The sequence below is a fragment of the Phytohabitans aurantiacus genome (assembly GCF_027923225.1).
Taxonomy (GTDB): domain Bacteria; phylum Actinomycetota; class Actinomycetes; order Mycobacteriales; family Micromonosporaceae; genus Phytohabitans; species Phytohabitans aurantiacus.
Map to the genome: position 1 here is coordinate 759,108 of NZ_BSDI01000007.1, position 17,787 is coordinate 776,894.

Consider the following 17,787-nt stretch of genomic DNA (forward strand, 5'->3'; position numbering starts at 1 on the left):
CGCCCACGGGCGGCCCCCTTCCCTTGTCGGGATCAACTACCGTCGGCGTCATGGATCTGCGCGTCCCGTTCACCGGCACCCTCTACCTGCCCGACAAGGAGTTCCTCGCCGCGGGCACGCCGGTGCTCCTGGCCGACGGGCAGCCGGTGGCCTCGATCCGGTGGCACACCTGGACGCAGCGGTTCGAGGTGCTCGACAACGCCGGGGCGGTCGTGGCGGAGTGCCGGCCGGAGGGGCTGTTTCGGCGGCGGTACCCCGTGCACGCCCCGGATGGGCGGGTCCTGGTCGACCTGAAGCCGGGCACGTGGCGCGCCTTCAACGGCGCCGAGCTCACCGTCGCGAGTGGTCGCCGGCTCACGATCCGCCAGCCGAGCATGTGGTCCAGCCGGAACTTCGAGTTTCACTCGCCGGAAGGGCTGGTGGGCCGGATCTCGCCGACCACCGGCACGTTCACGTTCCGGCCCGATTCATACGCCTTCGAGCTGCTCCGGCCGGTGCTGTCGGCGCTGGAGGCCATCTCCCTCGCGCAGGTGCTCCGGCTCGTCGCGCGCGGCCAACGGGCGGCCGCCGGGTCTGCCAGCAGCTGACCCCTCCCGCGTGATCAGGGCGTCCCTCAAGTCGCCCTAACGGCTTGAGGGACGCCCTGATCACGGGATGGCTAGCCGTGCCAGGAGCGCCAGAGGGCGGCGTACGTGCCGCCGGCGGCGACCAGCTCGTGGTGGCTGCCCAGCTCGGCGATCCGGCCGTCTTCGAGTACCGCCACCCGGTCGGCGTCGTGCGCGGTGTTGAGCCGGTGGGCGATCGCGATCACGGTACGCCCGGCCACGACCGCGCCGAGGGACCGCTCGGTACGCCGTGCGGTGGTCGGGTCGAGCGCGGCGGTGGCCTCGTCGAGGATGAGCGTGTGCGGGTCGGCGAGGACGAGCCGGGCCAGCGCGATCTGCTGCGCGTCAGCCGCGCTGAGGTCGAGGGCACCGTCGCCGAGCTGGGTGTCGAGCCCTTCGGGCAGGTCGGTGTGCCAGTCCGCGCCGACCGCCGCCAGCGCCTCGCGCATCTGCTCGTCTGACGCACCGGGCGCGGCGAAAGCCAGGTTGTCGCGGAGCGAGCCGATGAAGACGTGGTGCTCCTGGGTGACGAGGGCGATCCGGCGGCGGCGCTCGGCCGGGTCGAGGTCGGTCACCGGGCAGCCGCCGACGCTGACCGTACCCTCGCGTGGCGCGTCGATGCCGGCGAGCAACCGGGCCAGCGTCGACTTGCCGGCGCCGGACGGGCCGACGATCGCCAGCCGCTCACCCGGTTGTACCTCCAGGTCGATGCCGTGCAGCACGTCATGCCCCTCGGGGTACGCGAACCGGGCACCGCGCACGACGAGCCGCTCGCCCCGGGGCGTGGACGACTCGCCGCGCGGCTCGGGCGGCACCATGCCGACGCCGAGCACCCGGGCGAACGAGGCCATGCCCCGCTGTGCCTGCTCGATCCACTGCAGCATCTGGTCGAGCGGCCCGATCGCGCGTTGCAGGTACAGCGCGGCGGCGACCACCTCGCCGAGCGTGAACCAGCCTTTGTCGAGGAAGAACCCGCCGAACAGCAGCACCGCGGCGATGGGCAGCGCGTAGCTGCCCTCGGCCACCGGGAAGAAGACCGACCGCAGCGCGAGCGTGGCGCGCCGGGTCGCCCACATGTGGCCGATGCGCTCGGTGCCGTACCGGATGCGCTCGTCGGCGAGGCCGAGCGCCTCGACGGTGCGCGCGCCCTCGGCGGTGGTGGTCAGCGCGTCGGTGAGCTCGGCGGTGGCGGCGCCCTCGGCGAGGTACGCGGCGCCGGCCCGGCGCAGGTACCACCGGGTGCCCGCGTAGATGGTCGGGAAGCCGACCAGCGCGACCAGGCCCAGCAGGGGGTGCAGGAGGAAGATCGCGCCGATCAGCAGGGCCAGCTCGGCCAGCGACAGCATGATGACCGGCAGCACGTCCCGGACCATGGTGCCCACAGTGGACACATCGACCGAGCTGCGGGTGGCCAGGTCTCCGGTGCCGGCGTGCTCGACGACCGACACGGGTAGCTGGAGCGCCTGCCGGACGAAGCGTTCGCGCAGCCGCGCGACGGCCCGCTCGCCGAACCGGTGGCCGGCGTACTGGGCGTACCGGGTCAGCAGCGCCTGCGCCAGCACGCACCCGCCGATGGCCAGCGCCAGGCGGTCGACGGTGCCGATGCCGGCGCCGCCGCTGACCTCGTCGATGATGCGGCCGAGCAGCCACGGTGTGGCGAGCCCGGCGATCGCCGCGGCGCTGTGCAGGGCCAGTACCACCGCGGCGGCGCGCCGGTCCCGGGCGATGAGGTCGAGCGTGGCGCGGCGTACGGCGGCGCGGTCGGCCACCGGGAGCCGCCTCACCGCCGGACCCCGCCGCGTTCCGCGGCGTCGTCGTCGATGTCGGCGTCCCGGGCCACCAGCGCCCGGTAGCTCGGGTCGTCGTCGAGCAGCTCGGCGTGGCGGCCGGTCGCGACCACGCGGCCGTCGCGCACGTGCGCCACGAGATCGGCCTCGCCGAGCAGCAGCGGCGACGTGGAGACGAGGACCGTGGTGCGGCCGGCGCGCGCCGAACGCAGCCGCCGCGCGACGCGTGCCTCGGTGTGCGCGTCGACGGCGGAGGTGGGGTCGATCAGGATCAGCACATCGGGCTCGGCGAGCAGGGCACGGGCGAGGCGTATCCGCTGGCGCTGGCCGCCGGAGATCGTGCGGGCGCGGGCCACGAGGTGGGTGGAAAGCCCGTCGGGCAGCGCGTCGACGACGTCTTCGGCGGACGCGGCGCGCAGCGCGGTCCAGATCTCGGCGTCGCTGGCGCTCTCCCGGATCCGCAGCGTCTCGCGTACCGTGCCCGCGAACAGATACGAGTCGTGGTCGGCGACGAGGATCCGGGCGCGCACCTCGTCGAGTGCCATCTTGGCGAGCGGTATCCCGCCCCAGGTGGCCTCGCCGGGTGCGAACCGCCCGAGCCGGTCGCCGAGCGCCACCGCCTCGGCGGGCTCGTCGACGGCCACGCCGACCAGCAGACCGTCGGGCACCACCAGCCCGGTGTCGGGATCGTAGAGGTCGGCGGGGCGCTCCGGCCCGGGCTGATCTCCTCGGCCACCGGTGCCGTCCGGGATCACGCTCAGCACGGCGATGATCCGGCGGGCGGCGACCCGGCCACGGATCATCTGGTAGGCGGCTTCCAGGAGGAACCAGACCGGCACGATCAGCACCGACACGTACCCGTACACGGCGACCATCTCACCGATCGTGATGTCGCCGCTCGCGGCGGTGCGCGCCGCGAGCCACACCACGGTGGCGAGGAAGATGCCCGGTATCACCACCGTCAGCGCGTCGATCCAGCTCCGGGCGGCGCCGACCCGGTACCCCTGTGCCAGCAGGTCCTGCGACTGGGTCGAGAAGCGGCGCGCGAACAGGCCACGCCCGCCGACACCGGCGAGCACGCGCAGCCCGGCGACGATGTCGCTGGCGCGGGCGGTGAGCGCGCCCTGCTGGTGGCGGTACACGTGCTCGGCGCTCTCCAGGCGGCGCAGCAGCGGGCCGGCGATGAGGGTCATCACCGGTACGCCGAGCAGCACGAAGAGCGCCAGGAACGGAGAAGCCGACCACAGCAGGACGGCCACGACCCCGTACGCGATGACCGCGCCCACGCCCGGCCCGGTGACCGTCAGCACCGCCGACACGTTTCCGATGTCGGCGCCGCCCACCGTGGCGGCCTCGCCGGCGGCCAGCCTGCGCGGCAACACGGCGCCGACCCGGGAGACGTGCCGCACCAGGACACCGGCGGACCGGGCGGTCGCGTCCTCCCGGACGAATGTCATCGTGCGGTGGCGCATGATGCCCAGGTACGCGAGCACGAACCCGGCGACGGCGATCGCGCCGACCCACAGGGCCAGCGCCCGGCGGTCGTGCGCGCGCAGCCCGTCGTCGATGGCGCGGGAGATAAGGTACGGCCGGACGGCCAAGCCGATCATCCAGACCGTGCCGATCAGGCTGCCCCGGAGCACGCGCACCGGCTGGCTGCGCACCAGCCACCACATGTACCGCATCGGCCCCCTCGTGTCCGGAACGCCAGGGTCCGGGTGAGGGATTCGCGGCATGAACCACACGCTACCGACGCGGCCGGCGATTGTTGAATCGATTTTCGCCTGGTCCGCCCGTCAGCGCAGAGCGGCCGCGACCGCCTCGTCGAAGCCCGCGTGGAAGGTCGCGTCCTCGGACTCGACCTCCCACAGCTTGTTCTGGAGCACCCGCGCCAGCGTCCACGCCACCGCCCGCTCCCGGTCGAGGCCGAGCACCTCGGTCATCAGGTCGAACCGGCGGCGGACCGCGCGCGGCACGTCGCCGGTCGCGACCACGTCGTCCCAGCGGTTGTGCAGGCCGGCGAGCAGCTCGAACCCCGGGTCACCGGCGAGCGGCTTGGGGTCGATGGCGAGCCACGGCTCCCGCTCCCCCGCGAGCACGTTGTCGAAGTGCAGGTCCCAGTGCAGGAGCCGGTCGCCCGGCTCGGGCAGCACCTCCCGGAGCGCGGCCGCGCAGTCGCGGATCAGCCGCCGCCGGTCCTGGTTCGCGTCCGTGGCCAGCGCGACTGGCACCCGGTCGAGCATGGCGGCGCCCACGTCGACCATGCGCCGCACGTCATCGGGCGCGGGCCGGGCGTTGAGGCGCAGCAGCAGCTCGCTGATGATCCGGAGCGCGTCCAGGTCGCTGGGCACGTCCGCCAGCGTGCGATCGCCGAGCCGCTCCAGGAGCAGCGAGCCGCTCTCCGCCTCGTACTCCAGCAGCCGCACCGCGCCGGCGCCGTTCCAGGCGCGGAGCGCGACCGGTTCCCCGACCGTCTCGTCGTCGACGGGCTGGATCTTCAACATCGCCGGCGTACCGTCGGCACGCACCACCGGCACGATCAGCGCGACCGCCCCGCAGATCGGCGTCCCGTCGCGGCGCAGCTCCCATCGCTCGATCAGGTCCGCCGCGAGCCCCGGCAGGTTGTCCAGCCACACCCGCCCGGCGTCGCCGAAGTACTTGCTGTGCGTGGCGACCAGCTCATCGGGCACGCGAAGCTCGCTCGTCATGCGCCCAAGCATGGCTTCACAGCTCTTCGAGATCCAGGAGGCAGGCCCTAGACTGGCTCGGCTCTCAAGGGAAAGGACATCGATGCGAAGACGGCCGACCGTCTACGACGTCGCGGCGCGGGCGGGCGTGTCGATCGCCACGGTCTCGTTCGCCTTCACCCAGCCGGGCCGGGTCCGCAAATCCACGCTCGACGCGGTGCTCGCGGCCGCCGACGACCTCGGCTACGTCCCCAGCGCCAACGCCCGCGGCCTCGCCACCGGCCGCACCGGCGCCATCGGACTCTACTCCTTCGACTATCTACTGGACTCGGTCGACTACCTGCTCGACTCGGTGCCGCGCCAGACCACTCAGACCGACATCCGCACCTTTCCCCTCTACATGGACGAGGTCCAGCGCGGCGTACAGCTCGAATGCCGCCAGCGCGGCTGGGCCCTCATGCTCGGCGCCGGCCACACCCACGGCCACCTGCCCGACGTCATCGACGTCGCCGGCCGCGTCGACGGCCTCATCGCCTTCGCCGGCTCCGCGACGCCGGAGGCCATCATCCAGGTGGCGAAACGCATCCCGGTGGTCGAGCTGGGAGGCACGGCACGGCACGAGGGCGTTCACACGGTACTGGTCGACAACCGCACCGGCATGCGCGAGCTCACCCGGCACCTGGTCACCACGCACGGCTGCCGCGACCTGGTCTACCTGGGCGGCCTCGGCCTGGCCGAGTTCGACGCGCGCTACGAGGGCTTCGGCCACGCGCTGGCGGCCGCTGGGCTGCCCGTGCCGAGCCCCACGCCCAGCAAGCCCGGCCACGACCACACCACCACAGCCGCCGTCGAGGAGCTCATCCGGGCAGCGAAGCTGCCCGACGCGATCGTCTGCGCCACCGACCAGGAGGCGCTGGTCGCGATGGACACGCTGGTCGCGGCGGATATCGCGGTACCGGCCAACGTGATCGTCACGGGCTTCGACGGTACCGTCGCCGGCCGCTTCGCCACCCCACGCCTGACGACCGTGCGCCAGCCGATGGAAGAGATCGGCCGCACGGCGGTACGGATCCTCGCCGGCCTGCTGGACAGCTCCGGCGGCTACCCGAACGAGTACGACTACCTGCCGTCCACGTTCGTGATCGGCGCCAGCTGCGGCTGCTGACCCCACTGTCCATAGCGGAACGCGCTACCAGATGGGGATGGCGCGGGCGGGCGGCACAGGGTAGAAACATCTCGGAGAGCGCTCTCACGACGAGAGGACCACCTCATGCCCGCACGCACACGTACCAGCCGCGCGGTCACGCTCGGCCTGATACTGGCGACCGTCGCCGCCGCCAGCCCGGCCGCCAGCCCGGCCGCCAGCGCCGCCGCCGCGCCTTCGCACGGCGGCGCCCAGTCCCTCGGACCGAACGTCACGGTCTTCGACCCCGGCATGCCGGTCGGGCAGATCCAGGCGGCGCTCGACGCCGCCCACACGTCGCAGGTCGACGCCGAGATGGGCACCAGCCGGTACGCGTTCCTGTTCAAGCCGGGGACGTATGGGAGCGCCGAGCAGCCGCTTCAGATCAAGGTCGGGTACTACACGGAGATCGCCGGGCTCGGTGGCTCGCCGACCGACGTGGTCATCAACGGCAAGGTCGAGGTGTACAACCGCTGCCTCGCGGACGGCGGCACCGGCAACTGCCTGGCGCTGGTGAACTTCTGGCGCACGCTGTCGAACCTGTCGCTCACCGTCAACGCGTCCGGCCAGGACTCCTGCCGCGCCTCGGCGAACTTCTGGGCGGTCTCGCAGGCCGTCTCGATGCGCCGCCTCAACGTGTCCGGCGCCAACCTGTCCCTTATGGACTACTGCACCGCCGGACCGCAGTACGCCAGCGGCGGCTTCATCGCCGACTCGCGGCTGCCGTTCGTCATCAACGGATCGCAGCAGCAGTGGCTGACCCGCAACAGCGAGGTGGCCGGCTGGTCCAACGCGGTGTGGAACCAGGTGTTCGCGGGCGTCACAGGCGCCCCTGACGACGCCGCGTTCCCCGACCCTCCATACACGACACTCGCCACGACGCCGGTGAGCCGCGAGAAACCATACCTTTTCGTCGACGCCAAGGGCCGGTACCAGGTGCGCGTGCCCTCCGCGCGGCGAAACAGCAGCGGCATCACGTGGGCGGCGGGGCTGACGCCGGGCCGCACGATCCCGCTGTCCGACTTCCACGTCGCGACGCCCCGAGACTCCGTGCGCACCATCAACACCCAACTGGCGCGCGGCAAGCACCTGCTGCTCACCCCGGGCGTGTACGACATCGGGCGGAGCATCGAGGTGCGCCGGCCGAACACCGTGGTGCTGGGCATCGGGCACGCGACCCTGACCGCGGTCGGCGGCGCGACACCGCTGGGGGTCGCGGGCGTGCCAGGCGTGGTGATCGCGGGCGTGACGATCGACGCGGGCCTCACCGAGTCGCCGGTGCTGCTGCGGGTCGGCCGCAAGCACGGCTTCGAATTCACCATGCCGAACAACCCGACCACACTGTCCGATGTGTACTTCCGGGTGGGCGGGCCGCACGTGGGCAAGGCAGACACCGCGCTCGAAGTCAACAGCGACCACGTACTCATCGACCACACGTGGGTGTGGCGCGGCGACCACGGCGTCGAAGGCTTCACCGACACTGAGCGCTGGAACACCAACACCGGCCGGTACGGCGCGGTCATCAACGGCGACGACGTGACCGCGACCGGACTCTTCGTCGAGCACTTCCAGCGGTACAACACAGTCTGGAACGGTGAACGCGGCACCACGATCCTGTACCAGAACGAGCTCCCGTACGACCCGCCAACGCAGGCAGACTGGATGAACGGCGACGTCGAGGGGTACGCCGGCTACAAGGTCGGCGACCGCGTCCGCAAGCACACCTTGTACGGCGGCGGCGTGTACGTTTTCAACCAGAACAACCCGTCGATCCATACTGAGAACGGCTTCGAGGTCCCGAACCGCCCGGGTGTCACCCTGCACCACGTGATGACCGTCAACCTGAGCGCCGGCACCATCGACCACGTCGTCAACGGCACCGGCGAAGCCGCCGACACCACCCGCATCGGCGCCCCGGTCTACCTCCCCCACTACCCCAAGTCCCCCTAACCCTCCCACGCGCCCCGGCACGCCCCCGCACGCCCGCACAACCGCACGAGGTCGCAACCGCACAACCGCGCCGGCGGGCGCGGCTTCGCGGCGCGCCCTCTCCGCCGATCAAGGACGAATGCACGTGCTTTGATCTCCGATCCACGCGCAGGCGCCGCGCGGGCGCCGCGGGGCCAACGCGGCACGGCGCGCCGCCGCGCCCTCTCCGCCGATCAAGGGCGAACGCACGTGCTTTGATCTCCGATCCACGTGCGGGCGCCGCGCGGCGAGCGCGGCACGGCGTGTCGCCACGCCGGCTACGCCGATCAAGGGCGAACGCACGTGGTTGGATCTCTTTTCGCGTGCATTCGCCCTTGATCCATGCAAACGCCCTTGATCGGCGGGGCGCTGCCGGCCGTGAGAGCCGTGCCGCCGGATGGCGATGAGGCAGAGCAAGGAGATTTGAGCTACCGCGACGGCCGCCGCGGTCCGAGCCGTCGCTCCCGCGGCCTCGCCCGCCGCCGTCCCACGGGCCAACCCGGACCGGCGTTGATTGTGCAACGCGGAGGGTGAGGCCGCGCTGGCCGCGATCAAGGGAGATCGCGTTGATCGAGGGCAAACGCACGCGGAAAAGAGATCCAACCGCGTGCATTCGCCCTTGATCGGCGAAAAGAGGGGCGCGCGCCGCGAAGCCGCGCCCGCCGGCGCGGGCGAAGGCGCGCGCAGCGGGCGAAGGCGCGGGGGCAGGGGGATGGGGGTGAGGGGGGTTCATCCTTCGGGGGTGACAACGCGTCATCCCGGTTGGCGGCACGATGGCGCGCGATGGTCGCCTTTCGGAGGAGAGAGAATGACGCCCGCAACGATCACCCGCCCCGATGAGCATGTTCAGCGGGACATTCTTACCGAGCTTGAGTGGGATGCCCGGGTACAGCCGAACGAGATCGGCGTGGCCGTGCGCAACGGGGTGGTGGTTTTGACCGGCTGGGTGGAGAGCTTCGCCAAGAGGTGGGCGGCCGAGCGGGCGGCGCAGCGGGTACGCGGTGTGCAGGCGATCGCCAACGATGTCGAAGTACGGCTGCCGGCCACCGCGGACCGGACCGACGCGGATATCGCCTCGGCGGTACGGCTGGCGTTGGACTGGGACGCGATGGTGCCCGCCGAGCGGATCGCGGTGTCGGTGTCCCGGGGTGCGGTGACGATGCGCGGCGAGGTCGAGTGGGAGTACCAGAAGCGCGAAGCGGAGCGCACGGTGCACCGCCTGACCGGGGTCCGCAGCGTGACGAATCTGCTGGTCGTCAGGCCCAGGCGGCAGCCGGAGCCGAGCGCGCTCCACGGGCGGATCGCGGCGGCTCTGGTGCGCAGCGCCGAGACCGACGCGGAGCGTATCCAGGTGGAGTTGGACGGCGACCGGGTGATCCTGCACGGCAAGGTGCGGTCCTGGGCTGAGCGGCGCGAGGCCGAGCGGGTCGCGTGGTCGGCGCCGGGCGTCTCGTCGGTCGAGAACGACATCATGATCGCGCCGTAAACCCAAACGCGAAGCGCCCCGGCCCCCGACGGAGACCGCACACAATAGCCGCAACCCGCGCGCAGTAGGACGAACGAGATGCTAGGTTCGGTCGGGTTTGTCGGCTCGCCATGTACGGCATCGCTTCCGCGGTGGCCCCAACCGTGTCATGGCACGACTCGTTCGTCGTTCCGGGGGTGGGACGGATGCGCGAGCACCGGCGCCACGACAGCTTGTTGATGGGGCGCGGCTCGTTCAGGGAACCGCTACACAGCGGTGTCCCCTTGTTGGGATCGAAGGTCGCGGCACCGCCGCCGCCGGAGATCATGTTGGCGCGGGAGCGGCTGTTCGCGCTGCTCGACGCCGGTGCGGCCGGTCCGGTGACGGTGGTCGCCGCGCCGCCGGGCTGGGGCAAGACGGCCCTGCTCAGCGCGTGGGCCCACGAGCGAAAACCGGCCTGGTTCACCGTCGAGAGCGACGACGGCGTGAGCGGCAAAAGCCGCGGGAGCGACGACGGCGTGAGCGGCGACGGAGGCGCCCGCTTCTGGTCGTACCTACGCGCGGCCGTAACCAGCGTGACGGCCCACGATGAGCTCGACATACCGGCACCGCCACGCCAGCGGGACGACACGTTTCTGGTGCGGTTCGCGCACGCGCTGGCCAGGCTGCCGCGGCCGGTCGTGGTGGTACTCGACGACCTGCACCAGGTCACCGACCCCGCCGTACTGGACGGCCTGGACTTCCTGCTGCGGCATGCCGGCGAGCGGCTGCGCCTGGTCGTCGGCACCCGTACCGAACCCGCGCTCGGCCTGCACCGGTGGCGCCTCGGCGGCGGGTTGACCGAGATCGGGGCGGCCGAACTGGCGTTCACGCCCGACGAGGCGAGCGCGCTGCTGGCCCGCCATGGCGTACACGCGACTCCCCGCCAGGTCGACGACCTGCACTTTCGCACCGAAGGCTGGCCCGCCGGCCTGCGGTTGGCGGCGCGCGGGCTGCGCGGGCATCCCGATCCGGACCGCTTCATCGGCGAGTTCGGCGGGGATCATCCGAGCGTCTCGGCGTACCTGAGCGAAGAGGCCCTGAACGGTCAGCCGGCCGAGGCGCGGGACCTGCTGATGCGCACGTCGATCGTGGAGCGGGTGTCGGGCGAGCTGGCGGAGGCGCTCACCGGACGCGACGACGCGGCCAGCATCCTCGCCGACCTGGAGGGCACCAGCGCGTTCGTCATCCGGCTCAGCGCGCGGCCGGCCGCGTACCGCTATCACCGGATGTTCGCGGACCTGTTACGGGCCGAACTGCGCCGGCACGCGCCGGACCAGATCGTCGACCTGCACCGGCGGGCCGCGGCCTGGCACGCGGCGCAGGGCCTTCCGCAGGACGCGCTGCGGCACGCCCTGCGCGGCCGGGACTGGGGCCGCGCCACCGGCCTGCTCGCCGGCCACTGGCCGGAACTGGTGCCGTTCGCGCCCGGACGGGCGAGCGGCGGCAGCGTGCCCGCGCCGCCGCCCGACGCGGTGCGCGCCGACCCGGAGCTGGCGCTCGCGTACGCGGCCGAGCTGCTCAACCTGCCGGACCTGTCCACGGCCGACATGTACCTGCGCACCGCCCACCAGCACCGCGACCGCCTGCCGGACGACCGCAAGGAAAGGTTCGCGCTGGTCGCCGCCGCGCTCCGGCTCGCGCACGCGCAGTTGGGCGGCGATCGTACCCAGGTGCTGCCGGCCGCCCAGCGACTGCTCGAACTGACGCGGTCCCCCGAAAGCGACCTGCGCACCCGTGCGGTCGCCCGCACCGCCGTCGGCGTCGCCGAGTTGGACGCCGGCGACCTGCTCGCGGCCGAGTCCACCCTGGTCAAGGGGTTGGCCGACGCTCGGCGGGCCGACCTGTCCCGGCCCCGGCTGACGTGCGCCAGCCGCCTCGCGGCGATCCGGGCGGTACGCGGTGAGCTGCGCCGTGCCGAGCGCACCGCCCGGAGCGCGCTGACGCTGTCGGCGTACCCGGGACAACCGACCGCGGACCGCTGCTTCGCGCACTTGGCCATGGCGGTCGTGGCTCTGTACCGCGACCGGCTCGACGACGCCGAGGCGCACCTCGCGCTGGCCGCGCCGCCGCGCGTGCCGGCACCGGCTCCGGCGCTGGTCGCGCTCGTCGCGACCACGCGGGCGCGGCTGCTGCAGAGCCGCGGCGACCTGGCCGCCAGCTACGCGGCGCTGGCCGCCGCCCGCCGCGAGCTGCCGCCGCTCCCCCAGGTGCAGGGGTGGCTGGTCGCCGCCGAGGCCGACCTGCGCACCGCGCACGGCGACACCGGTACCGCGCGCGAGCTGCTGCCAGACCCGGCGGCGGACGACGCGATGGCGGTGGCGCTGGCCCGCGCCCACCTTCGAGACGGTGACCCGGGTGCGGCGGCTCGCGCGCTGCCCGCGTGGCAGCGGGCCGACAGCGGCTGCGCGGCGGGCGTCCGCGTGGAGGCGGGGCTGCTCGACGCCCTCGCCGCGCGCCGCGCGGGCGATCGGCACCGCGCGGCCCGCGCGCTCGAGCTGGCGCTCGACCTCGCCGAACCGGAGGGAAACCGGCGGGCGTTCGTGCAGGCCGGCGCCGACGCCCGCGCACTGCTCGCGGAGCATCTTGAGGCGGGTACCGCGCACTGGCCGCTGATCACCGAGCTGATCGCGGCCAGCGACCGCGGCCGTCCCGCGATACCGGAGGCGCCGCGGGCGACCAGCGACGCGCTGACCGAGCGGGAGTTGACGGTGCTGCGGTACCTCCAGAGCATGCTGTCCAATGTGGAGATTGCCCGCGAGATGTCGTTGTCGGTCAACACCGTCAAGACGCACGTGCGCAACATCTATCGCAAGCTCGACGCCACCCGCCGCCGCGAAGCCGTCCGCCGCGGCCGGGAGCTGCGCCTGCTCTAGAAATCACCCGGGCTGGGTGATCTGCCGTCACCTGCCGGGCCGCGAAGGTGTGCGCATGACACACGCGCACACGTCGGTGCTGGACCGGCGTACCACCGTCACGGTCGCGGCGTACGACAGCTATCCTGCCGCCCAGCGTGCCGTGGATCTGCTGTCTGACCGACGGTTTCCGGTCGATCGGGTAGCCATCGTCGGCAACGACGTGCACCTGGTCGAGCAGGTCGTCCGCCGGCTGACCGTCGCCCGCGCGGCGCTGGCCGGAGCCGGTACCGGTGCCTGGATCGGCCTGCTCATCGGCCTGCTCGTGGGCGCCTTCGCCGTCGACGGCTGGTTGCCGGTCATCGCCAGCGGCGTCGTGCTGGGTGCCGTCTGGGGCGCGGTGTTCGGCGCGATCGCGCACGCCACGACCGGTGGCCGCCGCGACTTCGCCTCGGTGAGCGGCCTGCGCGCGAGCGAGTACGCGGTCGTGGTCGACGCGGCACACGCGGAACACGCCATCCGCATCCTGGAAAGCGCGCGCCACGACCGGCCCAACGGCCGGGAACGCGAACGCTGGCGCAATGAACGGTAGACGGACGCACGTGGTCGTGGGCGGCACCAGCGGGTTGGGCCTGGAGGTCGCGCGGCTGCTGGCCGCCGAGCACCGGGTGGTGGTGCTGGGCGACGTGGAGCGCGAGGTCGCGGCGGCCAGTGACTACCTCGCCTGCGACGGCATCGTGTGCGACGTCTCCGACTACGACGACGTGCGGCAGGCGATGCGCGAGGTCGCCACTAGGCACGGCGGCATCGACGGGCTGGCCCACTGCGCGGCCATGTGGGCCGGCGGCGCGCTGGACGAGCTGACCCCGGCGCGGCTGCGCCGGGTCGTCGAGGTCAACGTGCTCGGCACGGCGTACGTCATGCGGGAGGCGCTCACCTGGATGAAGGCGGCCTCCCGGGGCAACATCGTGTACGTCGGCGCGATGGCGGTCGACGTGCCGCGCCCGGGAATACCCGTGTACCGGGCCACGAAGAGCTTCGGCAAGAGCCTGGTCGAGTCGCTCGCCCAGGCGATGGGCACCGACGGCATCAAGGTGATGCAGATCCACCCGGGGCCGATGCCGACCCGGTTGCAGGAGCGGGCCGGCGCCCACTTCCTCGACCAGGTGTACGCCCAGCCGGCGCAGGTGGCCCGCGAGGTGGTCCGGCTGCTGTCGCTGGGGCCCGAGGACCTGTACGTCTCGGACCAGAAGGTCCTGCGCGCCGACGGCCGGTGGTGACAGCCGAGGCGTCCGCCTGGGCTCCGTTGCGCATCGCCGCGTACCGGAACCTCTGGCTGGCGCTGCTCGCCGCGAACGTCGGCACCTGGATGCAGACCGTCGGCGCGCAGTGGCTGCTCGTGGACGCGCCGAACGCGGCGCTGCTGGTGGCGCTGGTGCAGACGGCGGCGACGGCGCCGGTGCTGCTGCTCGCCCTGCCCGCCGGCGTACTGGCCGACGCGTTCGACCGGCGCCACCTGCTCGTCGCCGTACAGGCCTTCCTGTCGGCGGTCGGCCTGGTGATGACGTGCCTGACCGCCACCGGCGGGATGCGGCCGCCGCTGCTGCTCACACTGACGTTCGCGCTCGGTGTGGGGCACGCGCTGACCCTTCCCGCGTGGGCCGCCACGATCCCGGAGCTGGTGCCGCGCGAGCAGTTGCGGGCCGCGTCCGCGCTCGGCTCGATCAGCGTCAACGTGGCCCGCTCGGTGGGCCCAGCGATCGCCGGCCTGCTCGTCGCCCGTACCGGTGCCAGCGTCGTGTTCGCGGTCAACACCGCCACGTACCTGGTCTTCGGCGCGGTGCTGCTGCTCTGGCGGCCGGGAAGCCCGCGCGCCGACGACGTACCCGAGCGGCTGCGGTCGGCGCTGCGCGCCGGTGGCCGGTTCGTGCGCCACTCGCCGGTGTTGCAGCGGATGCTGCTGCGGGTGGTGCTGTTCATCCTGCCGGGCAGCGCGGTGTGGGCGTTGCTGCCGCTGGTAGCCAGCGACCTGCTGCACCTGGACTCCAACGGGTACGGGCTGCTGCTGGCCGCCCTCGGCGCGGGCGCGATCGGCAGCGGTCTCCTGCTGCCCTGGGTGCGCTCGCGCGTGTCGTCGGGCCCGCTGCTGGTCATGGCGGGGGTGCCCTTCGCGGCGGTGCTGTTCGTGGTGGCCGCGGTGCGGGAGCCGTGGGCCGTCGCGGCGGCACTCGTCGTGGCCGGCGGCGCCTGGGCGATAGTACTGGCGAATCTCAACGCGGAGATCCAGCTGTTCCTGCCGCGCTGGGTGCGTGGCCGCGGCCTGGCCGTGTACCAGTTGGTGTTCGGCGGCGGGCAGGCGCTCGGTGGCCTGGCCTGGGGAGCGGTGGCCGAGATCTTCGGCGTGGTGGCCGCCTACCTGGCCGCCACCGGGCTGATGCTGGCGAACGCCGGGACGATGTGGCTGTGGCCGCTGCCGGACCTGCGCGGCGTCAGCCAGCAGCCGGTCGACTTCTGGCCGGAACCGCGGCTGGCGGTCGAGCCGGACCGCCGCGCCGGACCGGTGCTGGTGGTGGGGCTCTACGAGGTGCCGTCCGAACGCGAGGACGCCTTCGTCGAGGCCATGCGCCGGGTACGCGGCTCCCGCCAGCGCACCGGTGCGGTCCGCTGGGGCCTGTTCCGGGTCGGCGAGGAGGCCCACCTGTTCGTCGAGATCTACGAACTGCTCTCCTGGGACGAGCACCTGCGCCAGCACGAGGGCCGGATGACGGTGACGGACCAGCAGGCGGAGCAGTACGCGCACGCGCTGACCGACGGCGTACCGAGGGTGTGGCACCTTCTACCGGCGGTCTCACTCGACCGGTGGCGGTGACGCGTCGGGCGGGAAGGGCGGTTGCGAGGCTTCGCCGGGGTTCCGGGAGAGCCGATTCTCCTCCACTATGGACCGGATCACCCGGCGCCGGCGGTCCCGCCAGTACCACAGGGTGATCACCAGGATCGCCGCGCCGGAGAGCATGAGGATGACGCCCATCGCGTCGAGGTCTATCCACCATGGATCGACCTGGAGGGCGTACGCGAGCACGGCTCCCACCGCGATGAGGAAGATACCGCCGCCGATGCCCATCTACTGTGGTCCCTTGCTCGTGGAGACGCCGGCCCGCCCGGGTGCTGGGTTGGATGAATCCCGGGCGGGCCGGCTGGGAGGGGCCGGCCGGGACGCACGCCCCATGAACACGTCCCGACCGGCGGATCACCGGGCACCGCTCAAGAGCCGGTGATCCCCGGTGCGCGGGGGCCACCCCGCGCACCGCTTTCGCGGGAGCCGCTCACTCCGCCATCGCGGAGTGTTTCCCGCCACCCGTGACGGCTCCCGCATACGCACCGCTCGTGTACGTGGTTCCCGGACGTACCAGGGCGGTGCGGGTTTCGTTGGCGGCTCGGATCGCTGAGGTGGCGGCTACCTGCGCCTCGCGGCGGCGGCGGTTCCAGCCCGCCCGATCCCCGTCGAAGTAGCCCTGCCGATACCCGAGCCGGTAGTTGAGCTGTCCATGGATCCGGCCGACCGCGTAGCTGGACGACCCCACCAGCAGGAGGCAGAAGAGCACCATGAACGCGGTCATGGGCGCCCCTCGTCGTCCAGTAGCCGGCCGATGTCCGTCATGCTCACCTCCTCGATGAGTTCGACGCTGATCCGGCAGCCCCGGAGCACGACCTCGGCTATCGAGGAGCGCCGGATGTCGCCTCCCGCGTCGTAGACCCGCACGCTGAGATCGGGGCAGCCGAGGTGGCTCCGCCAGGACTCCCACTCCCTCCGATCGGCCACGCTGAGCGAGACGTAGCGGGTGCCGCGTGCCAGGAAGACACGCCACGGCACGTTGAGGCCCGCCGAGACCCCGTCAGCAATGAGAGCGAACGCTTCGGCCCGCGTCGCCACATCTGTCATCTGCTGATCCTCGTCAGTTTCCGATATCTGTCACGTGCATGTGACAGACCGTAGGTGTAACACACATGAGACAGCATCGTACTTTCGGCTGACATGTGATCGACGAAAGGCTAGGTATGGTTTGGAGGTGCTACCCCTCTTACGTAAGCGAAATAGCGCGATCAAACCCGGCGAACCTCCGTCCCAGCGACGTGACATGGATGTACCGTCTGAGGGTGAGTCGGAGAACTCGTCGTACCGTCACGGCGTGTCGGAAAGCCCCGGACGGAAGCTGGCGTTCGCCGCCTTTGTGCGCAAGGCCCTCGAAGACGCGCGCGCGACGCGCGCGTGGACGGGGTCGGAGGTCGCGCGCCGCACCGGCGTATCGCGCCAGACGATCAACCGGTGGGTACGCGGTGACTGGACCAGCGACCCGGAGGCCGAGCGCGTCGTCGCCTTCTGCGCCGGCCTCGGCATCGACCCGACTGTCGCTTTCGGACTTCTCGGTTGGGCCGAGCACACGCCCGTGCGGTCAGCGCCGGCGCCGCCGCCCATGGATCCTGATGTCGAGGCGTTGCTGCGCCGCCTGGTCGACCCGAACGTGTCGGACGCGGAGAAGTTCCACATTCGAGAGACGATCCGGTATCTCGCCTACCGGCCGCCCGTTCGCGAGGAACCGCGCAAAGGCCGCAGAAGGGTCAGCTAGGCCGTTCCAGTCTCCATATGGCGAAAGAACCACGGCGGTACCGGCGATGTACCCCGTGCAATGTCGCTTTTCGGACTACGGTCCCTCTTCGTACTGCTTGGGCTCGTCGTCGGCGGGGAGACGGGACAAGGCCGGACACAGCCCTGCGGGACAAGAGGAGGGGTCTGCCCGATGACCCTGAAATGGAGCGCGGTCGTCATAGCGGCCGTCGCCGTAAGCCTGTGCGTGACAGCCAACATCCTCGTCGAGGCGCTCACCGTCAACCAGGTGCCGCTGGTGGTCAACCTGTTCGCGGTCGCCAGCGCCGCCGTGGCCACGGTGCTCGCCGTCCTGGCCGAGTACCAGCACCGGCTCGAGGAACGGTTAGGCACGCTCTCCGACTACCTGGTCAAGCAGCTCAACGACATCGACAACCGCACCGGTGACCACAACGCCGGTTTCGTCGAGGGGTACATGCTCGGCCAGGCCCACGACGGCACGGTCGTGCAGCTGGCGCCCCGCGTCTCCGGCCGCCGCGACTAGGGCTTTTTTATAAGGGTCGCTTGACTGGCACGACTCTCTGCTTGACAGCGC

General features: G+C 72.1%; 16 protein-coding genes. 10 read left to right on the plus strand and 6 right to left on the minus strand.

Annotated features, from left to right (window positions below):
* Window positions 1–50 precede the first annotated feature (50 nt).
* Window positions 51–587 carry an LURP-one-related/scramblase family protein gene (locus tag QMG73_RS10940; RefSeq protein WP_281894214.1) on the plus strand — a complete coding sequence of 179 codons (537 nt, stop codon included), beginning with the start codon at window positions 51–53 and terminating at the stop codon, window positions 585–587.
* A 71-nt stretch (window positions 588–658) separates the two neighbouring features.
* Here the strand turns inward: QMG73_RS10940 and QMG73_RS10945 are convergent, their stop codons facing one another.
* The 3 genes from QMG73_RS10945 to QMG73_RS10955 form a co-directional block, all read right to left on the minus strand.
* The gene (locus QMG73_RS10945) at window positions 659–2,389 is read right to left on the minus strand and encodes an ABC transporter ATP-binding protein (protein WP_281894215.1); all 1,731 of its coding nucleotides are present in this window, start codon (window positions 2,387–2,389) and stop codon (window positions 659–661) included.
* Window positions 2,386–4,077 carry an ABC transporter ATP-binding protein gene (locus QMG73_RS10950; RefSeq protein WP_281894217.1) on the minus strand — a complete coding sequence of 564 codons (1,692 nt, stop codon included), beginning with the start codon at window positions 4,075–4,077 and terminating at the stop codon, window positions 2,386–2,388. The genes QMG73_RS10945 and QMG73_RS10950 overlap by 4 nt, the downstream gene beginning before the upstream one ends.
* 111 nt (window positions 4,078–4,188) lie before the next feature.
* Complete coding sequence (locus tag QMG73_RS10955) at window positions 4,189–5,100, minus strand: aminoglycoside phosphotransferase family protein (protein WP_281894220.1); 912 nt, start codon at window positions 5,098–5,100, stop codon at window positions 4,189–4,191.
* An 82-nt stretch (window positions 5,101–5,182) separates the two neighbouring features.
* On the opposite strand from QMG73_RS10955, the gene QMG73_RS10960 reads away from it, so the two are divergent.
* The 7 genes from QMG73_RS10960 (at window position 5,183) to QMG73_RS10990 (ending at window position 15,458) form a co-directional block, all read left to right on the plus strand.
* On the plus strand, window positions 5,183–6,244 hold the full coding sequence (locus QMG73_RS10960; protein ID WP_281894221.1) for a LacI family DNA-binding transcriptional regulator: 1,062 nt from the start codon (window positions 5,183–5,185) through the stop codon (window positions 6,242–6,244).
* A gap of 105 nt (window positions 6,245–6,349) precedes the next feature.
* The gene (locus QMG73_RS10965; protein WP_281894224.1) at window positions 6,350–8,212 is read left to right on the plus strand and encodes an adenylyl cyclase; all 1,863 of its coding nucleotides are present in this window, start codon (window positions 6,350–6,352) and stop codon (window positions 8,210–8,212) included.
* Between the two features lie 826 nt (window positions 8,213–9,038).
* Complete coding sequence (locus QMG73_RS10970; RefSeq protein WP_281894225.1) at window positions 9,039–9,716, plus strand: BON domain-containing protein; 678 nt, start codon at window positions 9,039–9,041, stop codon at window positions 9,714–9,716.
* Between the two features lie 263 nt (window positions 9,717–9,979).
* Window positions 9,980–12,610 carry a LuxR C-terminal-related transcriptional regulator gene (locus tag QMG73_RS10975; protein WP_281894227.1) on the plus strand — a complete coding sequence of 877 codons (2,631 nt, stop codon included), beginning with the start codon at window positions 9,980–9,982 and terminating at the stop codon, window positions 12,608–12,610.
* 55 nt (window positions 12,611–12,665) lie between these two features.
* Window positions 12,666–13,181, plus strand: a complete 516-nt coding sequence (locus QMG73_RS10980) for a general stress protein (protein ID WP_281894228.1) — start codon at window positions 12,666–12,668, stop codon at window positions 13,179–13,181.
* A complete protein-coding gene (locus QMG73_RS10985) occupies window positions 13,171–13,869 on the plus strand; it encodes an SDR family NAD(P)-dependent oxidoreductase (protein WP_281894229.1) in 699 nt (232 codons plus the stop codon). The genes QMG73_RS10980 and QMG73_RS10985 overlap by 11 nt, the downstream gene beginning before the upstream one ends.
* Window positions 13,863–15,458 (plus strand): MFS transporter, encoded by a 1,596-nt coding sequence (locus tag QMG73_RS10990; RefSeq protein ID WP_309299453.1) that lies wholly within the window; start codon window positions 13,863–13,865, stop codon window positions 15,456–15,458. Before QMG73_RS10985 ends, QMG73_RS10990 begins: the two co-directional genes overlap by 7 nt.
* Here QMG73_RS10990 and QMG73_RS10995 read toward each other — a convergent pair.
* The 3 genes from QMG73_RS10995 to QMG73_RS11005 form a co-directional block, all read right to left on the minus strand.
* Window positions 15,438–15,710: a DUF6458 family protein gene (locus tag QMG73_RS10995; protein WP_281894231.1), complete on the minus strand. Its 273-nt coding sequence runs from the start codon at window positions 15,708–15,710 to the stop codon at window positions 15,438–15,440. The genes QMG73_RS10990 and QMG73_RS10995 overlap by 21 nt on opposite strands.
* 202 nt (window positions 15,711–15,912) lie before the next feature.
* Window positions 15,913–16,206, minus strand: a complete 294-nt coding sequence (locus QMG73_RS11000; RefSeq protein WP_281894232.1) for a hypothetical protein — start codon at window positions 16,204–16,206, stop codon at window positions 15,913–15,915.
* Window positions 16,203–16,529, minus strand: coding sequence for a hypothetical protein (locus tag QMG73_RS11005; RefSeq protein WP_281894233.1), 327 nt, complete (start codon window positions 16,527–16,529; stop codon window positions 16,203–16,205). The genes QMG73_RS11000 and QMG73_RS11005 overlap by 4 nt, the downstream gene beginning before the upstream one ends.
* A gap of 196 nt (window positions 16,530–16,725) precedes the next feature.
* Here QMG73_RS11005 and QMG73_RS11010 point away from each other — a divergent pair, with 196 nt between their 5' ends.
* The gene (locus QMG73_RS11010) at window positions 16,726–17,214 is read left to right on the plus strand and encodes a helix-turn-helix domain-containing protein (RefSeq protein ID WP_407676770.1); all 489 of its coding nucleotides are present in this window, start codon (window positions 16,726–16,728) and stop codon (window positions 17,212–17,214) included.
* A gap of 171 nt (window positions 17,215–17,385) precedes the next feature.
* Complete coding sequence (locus QMG73_RS11015; RefSeq protein ID WP_281894237.1) at window positions 17,386–17,736, plus strand: hypothetical protein; 351 nt, start codon at window positions 17,386–17,388, stop codon at window positions 17,734–17,736.
* The last annotated feature ends 51 nt before the right edge of the window (window positions 17,737–17,787 follow it).

Coding starts and splice junctions, on each gene's coding strand:
- QMG73_RS10995 (WP_281894231.1), bottom strand. CDS start 15,710: ATGGGCATCGGCGGCGGTATCTTCCTCATCGCGGTGGGAGCCGTGCTC.
- QMG73_RS10960 (WP_281894221.1), top strand. CDS start 5,183: ATGCGAAGACGGCCGACCGTCTACGACGTCGCGGCGCGGGCGGGCGTG.
- QMG73_RS11015 (WP_281894237.1), top strand. CDS start 17,386: ATGACCCTGAAATGGAGCGCGGTCGTCATAGCGGCCGTCGCCGTAAGC.
- QMG73_RS10950 (WP_281894217.1), bottom strand. CDS start 4,077: ATGCGGTACATGTGGTGGCTGGTGCGCAGCCAGCCGGTGCGCGTGCTC.
- QMG73_RS10940 (WP_281894214.1), top strand. CDS start 51: ATGGATCTGCGCGTCCCGTTCACCGGCACCCTCTACCTGCCCGACAAG.
- QMG73_RS10985 (WP_281894229.1), top strand. CDS start 13,171: ATGAACGGTAGACGGACGCACGTGGTCGTGGGCGGCACCAGCGGGTTG.
- QMG73_RS11000 (WP_281894232.1), bottom strand. CDS start 16,206: ATGACCGCGTTCATGGTGCTCTTCTGCCTCCTGCTGGTGGGGTCGTCC.
- QMG73_RS11005 (WP_281894233.1), bottom strand. CDS start 16,529: ATGACAGATGTGGCGACGCGGGCCGAAGCGTTCGCTCTCATTGCTGAC.
- QMG73_RS10980 (WP_281894228.1), top strand. CDS start 12,666: ATGACACACGCGCACACGTCGGTGCTGGACCGGCGTACCACCGTCACG.
- QMG73_RS10970 (WP_281894225.1), top strand. CDS start 9,039: ATGACGCCCGCAACGATCACCCGCCCCGATGAGCATGTTCAGCGGGAC.
- QMG73_RS11010 (WP_407676770.1), top strand. CDS start 16,726: ATGGATGTACCGTCTGAGGGTGAGTCGGAGAACTCGTCGTACCGTCAC.
- QMG73_RS10965 (WP_281894224.1), top strand. CDS start 6,350: ATGCCCGCACGCACACGTACCAGCCGCGCGGTCACGCTCGGCCTGATA.
- QMG73_RS10955 (WP_281894220.1), bottom strand. CDS start 5,100: ATGACGAGCGAGCTTCGCGTGCCCGATGAGCTGGTCGCCACGCACAGC.